Here is a 15,423-nt window from a genome sequence, read left to right as displayed (position 1 = left end):
GACATTCGGTAGGGAAACGACGCACACTAGATATGGCATTTTGTCGCTGATTTGCACTATAGGTAGTGGTGTTTTCCGGGTGCTCGTGTAAAATCGGCAGCATCATTTTCAACGCCGTTTTTTAGCTTCGTGCCACCGGCTTCACGCCGCGGCGGCATGGCCAGGGCAGGGTGGTGAGGCCACCATGTCCGAGTACGCAACCCGGCGGCTTCACGCAGGTGCACCACTGCGCCCTGCATGCCCCGATCAAGACAGTAAAGGAAACCATATGCTCTCCTGGGACGATGACGTCACTTCGACTTCGGCGCCGGCTTCGCAAGCCCGGCCGCAACCGCAACCGGCAGCGCTCGCGGCCATGTCCGCCGATGCCCCCGATTCAAGCGGCGAGCGCCGCGTCAATGCCGCTGACAAGCGCATCATCAACGGCGCGACCGACGTCAATCAGTTGGTGCCGTTCAAGTACAAGTGGGCATGGGACAAGTATCTCGCCGGCTGCGCCAATCACTGGATGCCGCAGGAGATCAACATGCAGCGCGACATCGAGCTGTGGAAGAACCCGAACGGCCTGACCGAAGACGAGCGCCGCATCGTCAAGCGCAACCTCGGCTTCTTCGTCACCGCCGATTCGCTTGCCGCCAACAACATCGTGCTGGGCACCTATCGCCACATCACTGCGCCGGAATGCCGCCAGTACCTGTTGCGCCAGGCTTTCGAGGAAGCGATTCATACGCATGCCTATCAGTACATCGTTGAATCGCTGGGTCTGGATGAAGGCGAGATCTTCAATGCGTATCACGAAGTCGCATCGATACGCGACAAGGATGAATTCCTGATCCCCTTCATCGACACGCTGACCGATCCTGCCTTCAAGACCGGCACCATCGAGAACGACCAGAAGCTGCTGCGCTCGCTGATCGTGTTCGCATGCCTGATGGAAGGCCTGTTCTTCTATGTCGGCTTCACGCAGATTCTTGCGCTGGGCCGGCAGAACAAGATGATGGGCGCAGCCGAGCAGTACCAATACATCCTTCGCGATGAATCCATGCACTGCAACTTCGGCATCGACCTCATCAACACCATCAAGATGGAGAATCCTCACCTCTGGACCAACGAGTTCAAGGAGGAGCTCAAAGCGTTGTTTTTGCGCGCGGTGGAGTTGGAATATCGTTATGCAGAAGATACAATGCCGCGTGGCGTGCTAGGCCTCAACGCTCCGATGTTCAAAGGCTACCTGCGCTTCATCGCAAACCGCCGCGCGCAGCAGATTGGTCTCGATACCATGTTCGCGCAGGAAGAGAATCCCTTCCCCTGGATGAGCGAGATGATCGACCTGAAGAAGGAACGAAACTTTTTCGAGACCCGGGTCATCGAATACCAAACGGGTGGCGCGCTGAATTGGGATTGATGAAGAGACTGTGAAGCAATCGCGGCAGACCAGATCCAACGCGAGCTTCCCAGTCTTCAGCAACCAAGGGTGCATGAAGCACTGATCAAGGCAGATCATCGATTCCGCGGCAGCGGGACTGATGAACGAAGCAGGTCCGAAGGCAGGTCCGTCTGTCGATACGAAGGCAAAGAAGAGACGACGGACGAAGGAAGGTAGACAACCGAATTGCATGGACATCAGAAGATCTGATCGCTGTGACCCGCGAACGCCGCTGCGTCCGACCCTGTCGGGCAAGGCGGCGTTTTCTTCGAAGATTGGTTTGTCCTTTTTTAAACTGTGTTCCGACGCCGGCATTGTGTCCGGCGTTTTTTTTGGCGTGTGCTGCGCGACTCTTCGCGCGCAACGACCATGATGGCTGAAGTGCTGCATGAACGAGGAGATGCAGCAGTTCAGCTGGTGCCAAATTCATTAGCGCAAACGCAGTTCGCTTGTGCCGATGAATAATCCGCCCGGGCCAGCGCGATGTCCCGGACGGGTTTCGATCTTTAGCTTGATACCTATCACGTGAAGGAGAAATTTATGGCAACAGCAGCAAAGAAAGCGGCGGCGAAGAAAACCGCCGCCAAGAAGGCAACGTCGGCCAAGCCGGCAGCCAAGAAAGCCGCCGGCAAGCCGGTAGCGAAGAAGGCAGCGGCCACCAAGTCCGCGGTCAAGTCTGCAGCCAAGTCCGCAACCAAAACCGCAGCCAAGAAAACGGTAGCGAAGAAGGCCGTAGCCAAGAAAGCTGCAGCCAAGACCGTCGCCAAGAAAGCGGTAGCGAAAAAGGCCGTGGCGAAGAAGGCAGTCGCCAAGAAAGCCGTCGCCAAGAAGGCAGTAGCCAAGAAGGCGGTAGCGAAAAAGGCCGTGGCGAAGAAAGCCGTCGCCAAGAAGGCCGTTGCCAAAAAGGCGGTAGCCAAGAAGGCTGTGGCCAAGAAGGCGGTAGCGAAAAAGGCCGTCGCCAAGAAGGCGGTAGCCAAGAAGGCTGCAACCAAGACCGTCGCCAAGAAGGCAGTAGCGAAGAAGGCGGTCGCCAAAAAGGCTGCGGCGAAGAAGTCCGCTGCGCCTAAGGCTGCTGCCAAGACTGCCACCAAGACCGCCGCGCCGAAGAAGGCCGCGCCGAAGAAGGCTGCCACCAAAGCCGCCGCTCCGGCAGCGGCTCCGGCTGCGCAAACTTCCGCTCCTGCGCCTGAAGTGAAGACTGTGCTGAACCCGGCGGCCGCATGGCCGTTCCCGACCGGCACGCGTCCGTAAGACCCGCTGCCTTGGAAGCCCGAAGGACTTCGGGCACAATGCCCGCTGTGTGGCCGAAAGTCGCACAGCGGGTTTTTCATGAGGGGGAAGCTGTGCTCTACAGCATTGTTGGATTGATTGTCGATACCGTCGCCGTGCTCCTCGGCGGCATCATGCTGCTGCGCTTCTGGATGCAGGCGGTCCGTGTGCGACCGCCATACTCTCTCGGCCATTTCATGTACCAGCTCAGCGATTGGCTGGTGCAGCCTTTACGCAAGCTGATTCCCGGCCGGGGCGGTTATGACTGGGCAAGCCTGATTGGCACCTACCTGGTCGCGCTGGCGGCGATGGCCATCGAGCTGGCATTGATGATGGGACTCAATATCCAGATGCTTCTGGTGCTGTCCCTGGTTCGCGTGCTGCAATGGGCTGTCTATGGCTTCATGGGCCTGCTGCTCATTGAGGTGATCTTCAGCTGGGTCAATCCTCAGGCGCCGCTGGCGCCGGTGGTGCGCGCGCTCAACGAGCCGCTGATGCGTCCCCTGCGTCGCATCATTCCGCCGCTGGGCGGCATCGACCTGTCGCCGCTGGTGGCTTTCATCCTTCTGCAGATCGCATTGCGTCTGATCGGCGCGATCCTGCTGCCCTTGGCCTGATCCTGGCGCGCCCCGGCAGCGCGCAGCGTATTACGGTCCAAACTTTTCAATATCGATGGCATTGCGTCGCGTAACGACGCGTACCCGGTCTCCCGCAAGAAAGGCATGGGCCTGCGACGTGGCGATCGTCGCGCTGCCGCCATCGTCATAGCGCAGCAGCAGGCGCGGCGGCGCGCCAGCCTCGGCCGGCGGCAGCACCGCATTCACTACGCCGACGCGCACGCTCGTGGTTCCTTCGGTTGAATAGACTGGCGCCGGCTTGCGCGCGTCGGCGCAGCCCGCCACGGCAATCATGGTCAGTGCCAGCCCCAACAGCTTGCGCATGTGTGCCTCCGCAGCGCCATCGATTCAGAAACGGTAGCCGAATGCTCCCTGGAAGCGCTCTTCGATTTCCGCCAGCGAAGGCGCATGGTTCTGGCCGCCCTGGTGAGCGATCTTGATCGCGCCCATCAGGCTGGCGATGCGGCCGGTGGTTTCCCAGTCCATGCCCATCGATAGTCCATGCAGCATGCCGGCGCGGAAAGCGTCGCCGCAGCCGGTCGGGTCGACGATGTTTTCCACCGGCACGCAGGGAATGTCGAAGCGCTTGCCATCGGCATGGATATGCGCGCCTTGCTCGCCCAGGGTAACGACCAGCGCATCGACGCGCTCGGCGATCTGTTGGAGCGACAGGCCGGTGCGACTGGTCAGGAGTTCGGCTTCGTAGTCATTGACCGCCACCCAGGTCGCGAGTTCGATAAAGCGAATCAGCTCCGGTCCGTCGAACATCGGCATGCCCTGGCCCGGGTCGAAGATGAAGGGAACGCCGGCTTCGGCGCATTGCTGCGCATGCTGCAGCATGCCGTCGCGGCCGTCCGGCGCGATGATGGCCAGCTTCACCGGACCGGCGTCACTGATGCGGTTCTGATGCGACAGCGTCATCGCGCCCGGATGAAAGGCGGTGATCTGGTTGCTGGCCGCATCGGTGGTGATGAAGGCTTGCGCGGTATAGGCGTCAGCAACGGTGCGCACGCAGCGCTGCGAAATTTCCAGCCCCTGCAGGCGCTCGAGATAGGGCGCGCCGTCCTGCCCAAGCGTGGCCATGATCAGCGGATCACCGCCGAGCAGCTTCAGGTTGTAGGCGATGTTGCCGGCGCAGCCGCCGTATTCGCGCCGCAGCGTCGGCACCAGGAAGGCGACGTTGATCTTGTGCAGTTGATCGGCGAGCAGCGCTTCGGAAAAGCGGCCGCCGAAGGACATGATGCTATCGAAAGCGAGCGAGCCGCAGATAAGGGAAGTCATGAGAAATCCGATTGGAAGGTTGGAAATCAGGGATAAAACAGGTAGACGCGATAGCCCGAGGCCTTGAGCTGCGACAGCGAGAACACCAGCTTCAGCGACTGCTCCGAAGTTGGCGCAAAGCCTTGTTCCGGATCCTGCCCAGCCGGGAGATAGTCGCGCGGCGTGAATACGCGGCGCGCGATCGCGTGCTCATCGACGTCATTGAGCGTGAGTTCGAGATTGGGCCATTGCTGCGCGACGCTGGCGCGATTGCGCAGCAGCGCGATCAGCGCGAAGGTGTCGGTCGCATTCGGCAACGCCTGCAATTCGCTCGATTCGATGGTGACCTGATCGATGCGCGCCGGCAAACCGATGTGGCAGCCGAACAGGGCGCAGCCGCGCTTCAATAGCGGCGCCGCGCCCGGCAGTGTGGAGGCCAGTTCGACGCGCCAGGTGTAGAGCGCCTGAAACAGCAGCAACAGCGCCAGCACGGCCGAGCCTGCGCCGAGCGCGATGTTTGTCGTCCTGTCGCGGCGCTCGCGCCGTGTCGCATGCGCGATGAATTGCGGCTCGTTCGAGTCCAGCGCATCGATGGCATCCTCGTCCGGTCGCGCCGGCTTGGCCTGCGTGCCGCGCCAGGGCTTGCGCTTGAGTTCATCAATGGCGCGACCGAGCTCATCATCGTTGGCGCTCGGCATCGGCGCGCGCTGCGCCGGCATGCGCGGCAACGCGAAATCCGCTTGCATCGGATGCGGCGCCGTCATGATGGTCGTCGGTACAGGACCGGGCATGCTGATCGACGCCGGTGCACTTACTGACTCGGCCTGCACATTCGCTTGATTCGTGGGCTGGTCTTCGTGCCGGTTCTCCGACTCATCGCCAGGTTGATCCTCGTACGCATGCGAGAAATCCATCAGCGTCATGCGCAGCAAGGGATCGGGTGGCTGCCCGGCGACGGGTTCGGTCGGGATGGATGACGGCGCGGGGACGGTGGCTGCAGATGCCGCGTCCTCCGACGGTGGCTGCGCCGTGTCCGGCCCTGCATCCGGCGGCGCCACGGCTTTGTCGGTGTTGTCCGACTGCGGCGCATTCCGCGTTGCCATGTCATCGCCAGCAGCGCCGTTCGCCCCTGGCTGATGCTGCGCTGACTCCGGCTCGACCGGCTTCTCCGCTCGCTCCTGCGGTGGCTGTGTCGGCCGCAGCAGATTTTCCACGCCGTTGAAGATTTCCTTGCAGGCGCCGCAACGCACCAGGCCGCCGCGCAGCTTGAGCTGATCCTGCACCACGCGGAACGTGGTGCGGCAATGCGGGCAGCGCGTGGCGAGCACCATGGCGGTCAGCTTGCGGCCTGCGCGGCGCTACGTCCCGCCAGTGCGACCCAGCCGTCGCGTTCGGCCCAGACGCTCAGCGGCAGATAGGGCGCGTAGGCGGCAATGACTTCATCGGCCTGGCGCGCCAGCACGCCGGACAGGACCAGCGCGCCGCCGGGAGCGACACGACCGCACAGCATCGGCGCCATCAGCTTCAGCGGATTGGACAGGATGTTGGCCACCACCACGTCGAAGCGCTCGTCACCGCGCGCGGCGAAATCGTCGGGAACGAAGAAGCTGATGTCGCAAGCGTTGCGCTCGGCATTGAATCGCGCCGCCTCGATGGCTTGCGCATCAATGTCCACGCCGATGGTCGCGCTCGCGCCGAGCTTGGCCGCGACCATGGCCAGAATGCCGGAGCCGCAACCGTAGTCGAGCACCGAGAGTCCCTTCGGGGCATGCGCTTCCAGCCATTCCATGCACAGGCGCGTGGTCGGATGGCTGCCGGTGCCGAAGGCCAGGCCCGGATCGAGTTCCAGCACCAGCGCATTCGGGTCGGGCGCGTCATGCCAGCTCGGCACGACCCAGATATTCCTGCCGATCTGCATCGGCTCGAATTGCGACTGCGTCAGTCGCACCCAGTCCTGCTCGGCGACTTCACGCAGCGTGGTTTTGGCGCCGGCCGGATCGATGCCGCAGGCGGCGAAGGCTTCGGCAATGAGCGCGGCATGGTCGGCATCGGCATCGGCCAGCGCGACGACACGGCTGTGTTCCCAGGCTTCCTGCTCAGGCTCCATGCCCGGCTCGCCGAACAGCGGGCGCTCGGCCTCGGTGCCTTCGTCCGCGTCTTCGACGGAGACCGACAATGCGCCGGCTTCCATCAGCGCATCGGAAAGCGCCTCGGCCTGCTGCAGCGGCACTTCGATCACGATTTCAGTCCAGCTCATGCTTGCCTCGGTGATGTTGATGATTCATCGCAAAATGGATGAGGCCAGGGCGTTGCCCTGGCCTGCTTGTGCGGGTCCCGGATTGCAGGCCCCGCGATCGTTCCACTATATATAACAGATCGCCTCAGCCGGCGTCGCGCTTCAGATCGGGCTTGGCTGCGAGCTTTTGCTCGAGGTAGTGGATATTGGTGCCGCCTTCGATGAAGCGGGCATCCACCATCAGCTCGCGATGCAGCGGGATGTTGGTCTGTATGCCTTCGACCACCATTTCCGACAGCGCAATCTCCATGCGCCGGATCGCCTGTTCGCGGGTGGCGCCGTAGGTGATGACCTTGCCGACCATCGAGTCGTAATTCGGCGGCACGTAATAGCCGGCATAGGCATGCGAGTCCACGCGCACGCCGGGGCCGCCCGGCGCATGCCAGGACACGATGCGTCCCGGCGACGGCGTGAACTTGAACGGATCTTCGGCATTGATGCGGCACTCGATCGCATGACCCTTGAGCTCCACGTCGCGCTGGCGGAAGCGCAGCTTCTCGCCGCAGGCGATACGGATCTGTTCCTGCACCAGGTCGATGCCGGTGATCATTTCCGTTACCGGATGCTCGACCTGAATACGGGTATTCATTTCGATGAAGTAGAACTCGCCGTTCTCGTACAGGAATTCGAAGGTGCCGGCGCCGCGGTAGCCGATGCGGCGGCAGGCTTCGGCGCAGCGGTCGCCGATGCGCTCGATCAGCTTGCGCGGAATACCGATCGCCGGCGCTTCCTCGATTACCTTCTGGTGCCGGCGCTGCATCGAGCAATCGCGCTCGCCGAGCCAGACCGCGTTCTTGAATTCATCGGCCAGTATCTGGATTTCCACGTGACGCGGATTCTCCAGGTACTTCTCCATGTAGACCTCGGGATTGCCGAAGGCGGTGCCGGCTTCAGTGCGGGTCATCGTCACTGCGGACAGCAGCGCCGCCTCGGTATGCACCACGCGCATGCCGCGACCGCCGCCGCCGCCGGCGGCCTTGATGATCACCGGATAGCCGATGCGACGCGCAATGCGGATGATTTCCTTCGGATCGTCCGGCAGCGCGCCGTCCGAGCCGGGCACGCAGGGCACGCCGGCCTTGATCATCGCCTGCTTGGCCGAGACCTTGTCGCCCATCAGGCGGATCGAGTCCGGACGCGGACCAATGAAGGTAAAGCCGGATTGCTCGACGCGCTCGGCGAAGTCGGCATTCTCGGAAAGGAAGCCATAGCCGGGATGGATCGCTTCGGCATCGGTGACTTCGGCGGCGCTGATGATGGCCGGCATCGACAGATAGCTCTGCGCCGAGGGCGCCGGGCCGATGCAGACCGATTCATCGGCCAGCTTCACATACTTCGCCTCGCGGTCGGCTTCCGAGTACAGCACCACGGTCTTGATGCCCAGCTCGCGGCAGGCGCGCTGGATGCGCAGGGCGATTTCGCCGCGATTGGCAATGAGGATTTTTTCAAACATGTTGGTTGGGGAATGTCAGCGTTGAGGATGAGCGGGAAGGGCGCCGCCGGCATGGCGGCGCGCCCGGTCTCATCCGATGATGAACAGCGGCTGACCGTATTCGACGGGCTGGCCGTTCTCGACCAGGATTTGCTGGATCACGCCGGAAGCGTCGGCATCGATCTCGTTCAACAGTTTCATCGCCTCGATGATGCACAGCGTGTCGCCTTCCTTCACGGTGGAGCCGACATCGACGAAAGGCGCTGCGCCCGGCGCGGCGGCGCGGTAGAAGGTGCCCACCATCGGCGACTTGACCACGTGGCCGGTCGGCGCGGCTTCCGCGGCCGGCGCGGCAACGGCCGGCGCGGCGGGGGCGCTCATTGCCGGCGCCGATGCGCCCATCGCCTGCGGCATCATCACGACCTGATGCTGCGCAGCCGCCGAGGATTTCACGATCCTGACCTTGCTTTCGCCTTCGGTGACTTCGAGCTCGGCGATGTCTGATTCTGCGACCAGGTCAATCAAGGTCTTCAGTTTGCGTAAATCCATGGGAACCCCTCAAAAATACTTTTATGCAAAAAATGCGGCGGATGAATCCGCCGCCTGATATCGGAATACTTGCCGGAGACTACATCGCCGTGAGCGCATGCGCGATTGCGGCGCGATAGCCTCCCACGCCCAGTCCGCAGATCACGCCGACGGCGACGTCGGACAGATAGGACTTGTGACGGAAGGCTTCGCGCCGGTGGATATTCGAGATATGCACCTCCACGAACGGAATCGCGACCCCGGCCAGCGCATCGCGCAGCGACACGCTGGTATGCGTGAGTCCACCGGGATTGATGATGATGGCGTCGGTGCCGTCGGTCCGCGCCGCGTGGATGCGGTCGATCAGCTCGCCTTCATGATTGCTCTGATAGCTGTGGAGCTCAGCCCCGGCGTCCTTGGCCTGGGCTTTTGCTGCTTCCTCGACATCGGCCAAGGTGGTCGATCCATACACTTGCGGCTCGCGCGTACCCAGCAGATTCAGGTTGGGGCCATTGAGCAACAGCAGTTTTTTGGCCATCGAGGTCTATCCGTTTGACGATGTTGGCGGCATTTTGCCGTCTTATGCTGATGGTTGGCAAGGAAAATGGAAAAAATGACCTTATAGCGAATCGAGTTCGCGGCGCAGATCATCCATCTTCAATCGTCCCAGCCACGTCCGCTTCACCGCGCCATCCGCGCCGATCAGCACCGTAAATGGCAGACCGCCGGCGCGGTTTCCCATCCGGCGCGACAGTTCGCTGCCTTCCATGCCGGCCACGTACACCGGGTAGGCGATGTGATACTTGTCGGCGAAAGCAGCGATGTTGGCCGCAGTATCGACGCCGATGCCGAGGATCTGGATATTGCGCGGCTGCAGCTGCGCCTGCAGCGCCGACAGCTCTGGCATCTCCTCGACGCAGGGATCGCACCAGGTCGCCCAGAAGTTCACCACGAGCGGCTTGCCCCGCCATTGCGCCAGCGCAGCCGGCTTGCCGTTCATGTCGCTGAGCGTGCTGGCGTAGAACACGGCGCTGGCATCGGGCGATGCGGTCGCGGCCTTTTCCCGGTGCATGCCGAACCAGGCGCCGGCAACGGCGAAGAGCAGAGCAACGGCCGCCAGCAGAGCGCGCTTCAAGCGCCACCCATCTCTTCGATCAGCGCGCGCACCGCATCGATGTTGGCGCGCTCTGGACGTTCCGGATCGGCCTTGCGCGAAGCGCGCAGGTCGTTGTAGTTGAACAGCGCGAGGTGCACGCCTTCGTTGTCGCGCATGAAGCTCAGCGTCTCCACCGGCTCGCCGCGCTTGTGAAAGTGCGAGGTCTCGGAAACTTCGAAGTCGACATTGCGGTTCATCAGGAAGATTTCGACATCTTTTTCGCTTTCGACGAACAGCTGCAGGTGGATATCGGACTGTTCGCCGGCGGTGCCGTTGAGCACCGCGCCGGTGAGATAAGGTGAGAACTCGGCGAGTTCGGTCATGATGCGCAGGGCCAGCTTGCGCAGATGCAGCAGGCGCGCGGGTTGCGTATCGGAATGGAACAGCTCGTTGTATACCCGCACTTCGTCCTCTATCTGTGCATTGTCGGGCAGGATGTCGCCCCGGACCCGGACATCGCCGAGTATCTGCCGCGCGGCGCGGCGCTTGGCGCTGCCGTAATCGGCGCCATCTTCCGCGATCATGCGCGCGGCGGCGGCGGCGATTTCAGCCCGCAGCAGTTCGGTTTCGCTGGAATGGTTATTCATGGTGGGTATCGAGCGGCGCGGGCCAGGAGTCTGCGCGGCAGCCGCCTTGCCTCTGCCGCGCAGACTCCCCGGACCCGTGGGTCGGGTAGAATTCCCCGTTATTCAAGAATCCGAAATTCTACAATGCATATACATATCCTTGGCATTTGCGGCACGTTCATGGGTGGCCTGGCAGTGCTGGCGCGCCAGGCCGGGCACAAGGTCACCGGCTGCGATGCCAATGTCTATCCGCCGATGAGCACGCAATTGCAGCAGCAGGGCATAGACCTCGTCGAAGGATTCGGCGTCGAGCAGCTGGCGCTGGAGCCGGATCTGTACGTGATCGGCAATGTGGTTTCGCGCGGTAATCCATTGATGGAAGAAATTCTCAATCGCGGCCTGCCTTATATGTCGGGCCCGCAATGGATAGGCGAGCACATTCTTTCGAAACGCTGGGTGCTGGCCGTTGCCGGCACCCATGGCAAGACCACCACCTCGTCAATGCTGGCGTGGATCCTCGAAGACAATGGTTATGCGCCCGGCTTTCTGATCGGCGGCGTGCCGATGAACTTCGGCATCTCGGCGCGCCTCGGCGGCAAGGAAGGCGAGGATTCGGCCTTCTTCGTCATCGAAGCCGATGAATACGACACCGCCTTCTTCGACAAGCGCAGCAAGTTCGTCCACTATCGGCCGCGCACCGCCATCCTGAACAACCTCGAATACGACCATGCCGACATCTTCCCGGACCTGGCCGCGATCGAGACCCAGTTCCATCATCTCGTGCGCACCGTGCCCGGCGTGGGCCGCCTCGTGGTGAATGCGCGCGAGCCGGCGCTGCAGCGGGTGCTGGCGCGCGGCTGCTGGAGCGAGCGCGAAATCTTTGGCAATGCCGAAGGCGAAGGCTGGACGCTGGAAGCGCATCACGACGGCAGCTTCGATGTCGCCTTCGACGGCGTGCCGCAGGGCAGGGTGCAGTGGCAGATCCAGGGCGAGCACAACCGTTTGAATGCGCTGGCCGCAATCGCCGCCGCGCGCCATGTCGGCGTGCCGCCGGCGCAGGCGATCGCCTCGCTGTCGAAATTCATCAGCGTCAAGCGCCGCATGGAAGTGCGCGGCGTGGTCGATGGCATCACTGTTTACGATGACTTCGCCCATCATCCGACCGCGATTGCCACCACAGTGGCCGGCCTGCGCGCCGCGGCCGGCGGCGCCGCGCGCATCCTCGCGGTGCTTGAGCCGCGCTCGAACACGATGAAGCTGGGCACGATGAAGGCAGCCTTGTCGGCGAGCCTGGCCGAGGCCGACCTGGTCTACGGCTATGGCGCGAAGTCCGGCAAGGATGCATTGGGCTGGGACCTGGCCGAAGCGCTGGCGCCGCTGGGCGCGCGCGGCCAGGCGCATGACGATATCGATACGCTGGTGGCTGCGATCGCGCGCGACGCCCGCGCCGGCGACCATGTGCTGGTGATGAGCAATGGCGGCTTCGGCGGCGTGCATCAGAAGCTGCTCGATGCGCTCGCCGCGCGTTGAATCGAAGGAACGGTTCGCATGATCCTGTATCTGCACGGTTTCCGTTCTTCACCGCTGTCATTCAAGGCGCGCGTGATCGGCGAACGCATGCGTGAACTCGGCCGCGAAGCGCAATACCTGTGTCCGCAACTGCCGGCCTCGCCGAAGGCGGCGATCGCGCTGGCCGAAGACCTGATACGGCGCCACGGCGCGGACCGCATCAGCCTCATCGGTTCTTCGCTCGGCGGCTTCTACGCCACCTGGCTCGCGGAAAGATACGGCTGCCGCACTGTGCTGCTGAACCCGGCAGTGCATGCGCCGCGCGATCTGGCTTCCCAGGTCGGCGTGGCCGTGGCCTGGCATTCCGACGAGCCTTTCGTCTTCCTGCCGGAACACCTGGAAGAACTGCGCGCCTTTGAGGTGGTCACAATCACCCGGCCCGAACGTTATCTGTTGCTTGCCGCAACCGGCGACGAAGTGCTCGACTGGCGCGAGATGGTGGCGCACTATCCCGGCGCGCAACAACGGGTGATCGAAGGCAGCGACCATGGCATCTCGGACTTCCCGCGCTATCTCGACAGCGTGCTGGCATTCTGCGATGGCAATGACGATGCCCAGGTCAAGGGCAGGGCCGCAGTTTGACTCCATGGCGGCGCGGCATGGCGCGCGCAGTGATGCCGGAAACGATGCGCGCATGGCTCTTTTCGCGCGGCTCGCTCACGGCGCGGCTGGTTGCGCATTGCGCCGCGTTTGAGGTGCGCCTGTTGCGGCAGGCGATGGGCAGGCCGCTTGCGGACCAGCGCGATATCCTCGGCATGCGGCGCGGCCGCGTGGTGTCGCGCGAAGTGCTGCTGTGCTGCGATGGCGTGCCGGTGGTCTATGCGCAGACGGCGTTGCCGGCAGCGCATCTGGCCGCATGGCCTTTCCTGCGCCGCCTGGGCGCGCGCTCGCTGGGGAGCCGGCTGTACACCGATGCGCGCATCGCCGCCGGCGCATTGCAGGCCGCGCGGCTGGCGCCGAGCCATGCGCTGGGCAAGCGCGCGCGCATGGCGGTGGCTGGATTACCGGCGCAACGCCTCCCGGCGCGGCGCCGCTTGTATCGCCGTGGTGGCACAAATCTGCTCGTCACCGAGCTGTTTCTGCCGGCGGTCATGGCGCTGAATCCGGCGATGCGCCGGCGCCGATGAACAAACATGAATGAATGACGATAGGCAGTAATTGATGAATCTATTTTTTGAAGAGTCCGGCGATTTCAAAGCGGGATCGGTGTTGTCGCAGCAGGGCGAGGCCTACCAGGTCGAACTGCAAACCGGTAAGCGTGCCAAGGTCAGGGCGCGCGATGTGCTGCTGCAATTCGCTACACCCGAGCCGGCCGAAATGCTGGCCGCCGCGCAGCGCATCGCCGACGAGGTCGATCTCGACTTCCTGTGGGAAGTCGCTGGCCAGGAAGAATTCGGTTTTGCCGAACTCGGCACCGAATATTTCGGCCATGCGCCGCAGCCGCATGAAGCCGCCGGCCTGCTGCTGAAGCTGCATTCCGCGCCGATCTATTTCCAGCGCAAGGGCCGCGGCCGCTACAAGGCTGCGCCCGAGACGACGCTGAAGGCGGCGCTGGCCGGCCTGGAAAGAAAACGCCTGCAGGCTGAGCAGCAGGCGGCCTATGTCGAGGAACTGAAGGCCGGCCGTCTGCCGGAGGCGATCCGCGCCGCGGCCACGCAATTGCTGTTCCGCCCCGACAAGAACAGCATCGAATACAAGGCGCTGGAAACCGCCGCCAACGACATGCAGACCACGCGCGAGCGGCTGATGCTGTCGGTCGGCGCGATTCCCAGCCCGAAGGCGCTGCACCTGACGCGCTTTCTGCTCGAGCATTTCCCGCGTGGCGTTGGCTTCCCGGCAGTGACGATGCCCGCGCGGCCGAAGCTGGCTGTAGCCGAGGTGCAAGCCTTCTCGATCGACGATGTCACCACCACGGAAATCGACGACGCCTTCTCGGTCACCTGGCTGGACGAGGGCAGGGTGCGCATCGGCATCCACATCGCCGCGCCGGGCCTGGGCATTGCGCGTGGCGACGCTATCGATGCGATCGCGCGCAGCCGCATGTCCACCGTCTACATGCCCGGCGAAAAGATTACGATGCTGCCCGATGCGCTGGTCGAGGTTTTCACGCTGGCCGAAGGGCAGGATTGTCCGGCGCTGTCGCTGTATGTGACGCTGGACACCACCAACTGGAACGTACTGGCCACCGATACCCGCGCCGAGATGGTGCCGATGGCGGCCAATTTGCGTCACAACCTGCTGGATGAACAGGTCACCGAGGAAAACCTGGCCAGCGGCGGCGGCGACTATCCGTACAAGCGGGAGATCACGCTCTTGTGGCAATGGGCGCAGGTGCTGGAGCGCGGCCGCATGGCCAAGCGCGAAGCTTTTGGCCTGAAGCCCGAGCAGAACAACCGGGTCGACTTCAATTTCTATGTCGAAGACGAGGTCGTCACCATTACCCGCAGAAAGCGCGGCGCGCCGCTGGACAAGCTTGTCGCCGAGCTGATGATTTATGCCAACAGCAGCTGGGGCCGGCTGATGCACGACCATGGCGTGCCCGGCATCTACCGCATCCAGGGCGGCGGCAACTGGGCCACGCGCATGCAGGTGCGCATGGTCACCCATGCCGCGCCGCACCAGGGCCTGGGCGTGGACCAGTACGCGTGGAGCACTTCGCCGCTGCGCCGCTACACCGACCTGGTCAACCAGTGGCAGATCCTGGCCTGCGTCGAGCATGGCGTGACCGCGCCGCTGGCCGCGACCTTCAAGCCCAAGGATGCGGATTTGTACGCGATCGTTTCCGCCTTCGACAGCGCCTATTCGTCCTACGCCGAATTCCAGACCGTGATGGAGCGCTACTGGTGTCTGCGCTGGCTGGCGCAGCACGAGGCGCGCGTGGTCGAGGCGGTGGCGCTGAAGGAAGAAATCATGCGCCTGGTCGAGATTCCGCTGGTGCTGAAGCTGCCCGGCATGTCGCCGCTGCCGCGCGGCACCGCGGTCAAGCTTGATCTGCTGCGCTGGGACGAGGTGGATCTGTCGGTCGAGGCGCGGCTGATCGAGGTCGAATCCGCGCCGGGCGCCGAAAGCCTGGCCGAAGCCGAGGACGCGCTGGCCGACGAGGAAGAGCTGGCCGAAGGCATGCCGCCCTTGGAAGCGCAGATCGATCCGGCGCAGGCCGAGGAAGCGGCGGAAAGCGTGGCCGCGAATCCGGCCGGGGATGCGGCGGGCTGAACCAAGTGCGTAGGTTGGGCTGCCAAGCCCAACATCGAACGTCTGCGGTCCGCGAACATGTTGGGCTTGCAGCCCAACCTACGAGCCGTTC

General features: G+C 63.4%; 16 protein-coding genes. 7 read left to right on the top strand and 9 right to left on the bottom strand.

What is annotated here, in order from left to right; translation table 11 throughout:
• The first annotated feature begins 268 nt into the window (after positions 1–268).
• The 3 genes from JJB74_RS02545 to JJB74_RS02535 all read left to right on the top strand — a co-directional run bounded on the left by JJB74_RS02545 (position 269) and on the right by JJB74_RS02535 (position 3,312).
• Positions 269–1,405: a ribonucleotide-diphosphate reductase subunit beta gene (locus tag JJB74_RS02545; protein WP_200590244.1), complete on the top strand. Its 1,137-nt coding sequence runs from the start codon at positions 269–271 to the stop codon at positions 1,403–1,405.
• 561 nt (positions 1,406–1,966) lie between these two features.
• Positions 1,967–2,677, top strand: coding sequence for a histone H1-like DNA-binding protein (locus JJB74_RS02540; RefSeq protein ID WP_200590243.1), 711 nt, complete (start codon positions 1,967–1,969; stop codon positions 2,675–2,677).
• A 92-nt stretch (positions 2,678–2,769) separates the two neighbouring features.
• Complete coding sequence (locus JJB74_RS02535) at positions 2,770–3,312, top strand: YggT family protein (RefSeq protein ID WP_200590242.1); 543 nt, start codon at positions 2,770–2,772, stop codon at positions 3,310–3,312.
• A gap of 30 nt (positions 3,313–3,342) precedes the next feature.
• Here JJB74_RS02535 and JJB74_RS02530 read toward each other — a convergent pair whose 3' ends face one another.
• From JJB74_RS02530 to JJB74_RS02490, 9 genes are all read right to left on the bottom strand, one after another.
• The gene (locus tag JJB74_RS02530) at positions 3,343–3,636 is read right to left on the bottom strand and encodes a hypothetical protein (protein ID WP_200590241.1); all 294 of its coding nucleotides are present in this window, start codon (positions 3,634–3,636) and stop codon (positions 3,343–3,345) included.
• A gap of 24 nt (positions 3,637–3,660) precedes the next feature.
• Positions 3,661–4,593, bottom strand: a complete 933-nt coding sequence (locus JJB74_RS02525) for a carbohydrate kinase family protein (protein WP_200590240.1) — start codon at positions 4,591–4,593, stop codon at positions 3,661–3,663.
• Positions 4,594–4,619: 26 nt separating this feature from the next.
• Positions 4,620–5,903, bottom strand: coding sequence for a DUF3426 domain-containing protein (locus JJB74_RS02520; protein ID WP_200590239.1), 1,284 nt, complete (start codon positions 5,901–5,903; stop codon positions 4,620–4,622).
• Between the two features lie 5 nt (positions 5,904–5,908).
• Positions 5,909–6,829, bottom strand: a complete 921-nt coding sequence (gene prmA / locus JJB74_RS02515; protein ID WP_200590238.1) for a 50S ribosomal protein L11 methyltransferase — start codon at positions 6,827–6,829, stop codon at positions 5,909–5,911.
• Positions 6,830–6,953: 124 nt separating this feature from the next.
• A complete protein-coding gene (gene accC / locus JJB74_RS02510; RefSeq protein ID WP_200590237.1) occupies positions 6,954–8,321 on the bottom strand; it encodes an acetyl-CoA carboxylase biotin carboxylase subunit in 1,368 nt (455 codons plus the stop codon).
• 69 nt (positions 8,322–8,390) lie between these two features.
• A complete protein-coding gene (accB, locus tag JJB74_RS02505) occupies positions 8,391–8,849 on the bottom strand; it encodes an acetyl-CoA carboxylase biotin carboxyl carrier protein (protein ID WP_200590236.1) in 459 nt (152 codons plus the stop codon).
• 79 nt (positions 8,850–8,928) lie between these two features.
• Positions 8,929–9,366, bottom strand: coding sequence for a type II 3-dehydroquinate dehydratase (gene aroQ / locus JJB74_RS02500; protein ID WP_200590235.1), 438 nt, complete (start codon positions 9,364–9,366; stop codon positions 8,929–8,931).
• A gap of 81 nt (positions 9,367–9,447) precedes the next feature.
• Positions 9,448–9,963, bottom strand: coding sequence for a TlpA family protein disulfide reductase (locus JJB74_RS02495; RefSeq protein WP_234483532.1), 516 nt, complete (start codon positions 9,961–9,963; stop codon positions 9,448–9,450).
• The gene (locus JJB74_RS02490) at positions 9,960–10,571 is read right to left on the bottom strand and encodes a hypothetical protein (protein WP_200590234.1); all 612 of its coding nucleotides are present in this window, start codon (positions 10,569–10,571) and stop codon (positions 9,960–9,962) included. Before JJB74_RS02490 ends, JJB74_RS02495 begins: the two co-directional genes overlap by 4 nt.
• Before the next feature lie 123 nt (positions 10,572–10,694).
• Here JJB74_RS02490 and mpl point away from each other — a divergent pair, with 123 nt between their 5' ends.
• The 4 genes from mpl to JJB74_RS02470 are packed head-to-tail and all read left to right on the top strand — an operon-like array spanning position 10,695 to position 15,332.
• On the top strand, positions 10,695–12,080 hold the full coding sequence (mpl, locus tag JJB74_RS02485) for a UDP-N-acetylmuramate:L-alanyl-gamma-D-glutamyl-meso-diaminopimelate ligase (RefSeq protein WP_200590233.1): 1,386 nt from the start codon (positions 10,695–10,697) through the stop codon (positions 12,078–12,080).
• 18 nt (positions 12,081–12,098) lie between these two features.
• The gene (locus tag JJB74_RS02480; protein ID WP_200590232.1) at positions 12,099–12,701 is read left to right on the top strand and encodes a YqiA/YcfP family alpha/beta fold hydrolase; all 603 of its coding nucleotides are present in this window, start codon (positions 12,099–12,101) and stop codon (positions 12,699–12,701) included.
• 17 nt (positions 12,702–12,718) lie between these two features.
• Positions 12,719–13,246 (top strand): chorismate--pyruvate lyase family protein, encoded by a 528-nt coding sequence (locus JJB74_RS02475; protein WP_200590231.1) that lies wholly within the window; start codon positions 12,719–12,721, stop codon positions 13,244–13,246.
• A 34-nt stretch (positions 13,247–13,280) separates the two neighbouring features.
• Positions 13,281–15,332: a ribonuclease catalytic domain-containing protein gene (locus JJB74_RS02470; protein ID WP_200590230.1), complete on the top strand. Its 2,052-nt coding sequence runs from the start codon at positions 13,281–13,283 to the stop codon at positions 15,330–15,332.
• The last annotated feature ends 91 nt before the right edge of the window (positions 15,333–15,423 follow it).

Source organism: Noviherbaspirillum pedocola, assembly GCF_016632335.1.
Taxonomy (GTDB): domain Bacteria; phylum Pseudomonadota; class Gammaproteobacteria; order Burkholderiales; family Burkholderiaceae_D; genus Noviherbaspirillum_A; species Noviherbaspirillum_A pedocola.
Note: the sequence above shows the minus strand (reverse complement) of the source record. Positions and strands in the feature narration are given on the sequence as shown.